Source organism: Bacillus inaquosorum KCTC 13429 (assembly GCF_000332645.1).
In the GTDB taxonomy this organism is placed as follows: Bacteria; Bacillota; Bacilli; order Bacillales; family Bacillaceae; genus Bacillus; species Bacillus inaquosorum.
Genome location: NZ_AMXN01000022.1, coordinates 1 through 1,103 on the forward strand (window position 1 = coordinate 1; position 1,103 = coordinate 1,103).

1 rRNA gene is annotated in these 1,103 nt (G+C 50.3%); it reads right to left on the reverse strand.

Annotated features, from left to right (window positions below):
- A 23S ribosomal RNA gene (locus tag BSI_RS0121840) occupies positions 1–1,103 on the reverse strand; the annotation flags it as partial.

Sequence of the window (1,103 nt, forward strand, 5' to 3'; positions counted from 1 at the left end):
CCCCGTTACATCTTCCGCGCAGGCCGACTCGACTAGTGAGCTATTACGCTTTCTTTAAATGATGGCTGCTTCTAAGCCAACATCCTAGCTGTCTAAGCCTTCCCACATCGTTTCCCACTTAGCTGTAATTTGGGACCTTAGCTGGCGGTCTGGGTTGTTTCCCTCTCCACGACGGACGTTAGCACCCCCCAATTGTTTCCCACTTAAGCAGGAATTTGGGACCTTAGCTGGCGGTCTGGGTTGTTTCCCTCTCCACGACGGACGTTAGCACCCGCCGTGTGTCTCCCGGATAGTACTTACTGGTATTCGGAGTTTGCAAAGGGTTGGTAAGTCGGGATGACCCCCTAGCCTTAACAGTGCTCTACCCCCAGTAGTATTCGTCCGAGGCGCTACCTAAATAGCTTTCGGGGAGAACCAGCTATCTCCGAGTTTGATTGGCCTTTCACCCCTAGCCACAAGTCATCCGCTAATTTTTCAACATTAGTCGGTTCGGTCCTCCAGTTGATGTTACTCAACCTTCAACCTGCCCATGGCTAGATCACTCGGTTTCGGGTCTATATCCAGAGACTATGGCGCCCAGTTAAGACTCGGTTTCCCTACGGCTCCCCTAGATGGTTAACCTTGCCACTGAATATAAGTCGCTGACCCATTATACAAAAGGTACGCAGTCACACCACGAAGGTGCTCCTACTGCTTGTACGTACACGGTTTCAGGTTCTATTTCACTCCCCTCACAGGGGTTCTTTTCGCCTTTCCCTCACGGTACTGGTTCACTATCGGTCAGTCAGGAGTATTTAGCCTTGGAGGATGGTCCCCCCATATTCAGACAGGATAACACGTGTCCCGCCCTACTCGATTTCACTGAACATGCATCGTCAACTACGGGACTATCACCCTGTATCGTCGGACTTTCCAGACCGTTCGTCTAACACATGTAAAGCTTAAGGGCTAATCCAATTTCGCTCGCCGCTACTTTCGGAATCTCGGTTGATTTCTTTTCCTCGGGGTACTTAGATGTTTCAGTTCTCCCGGTTCGCTTCATTGAGCTATGTATTCACTCAATGATACTGGCTTATGCCAGTGGGTTTCCCCATTCGGAAATC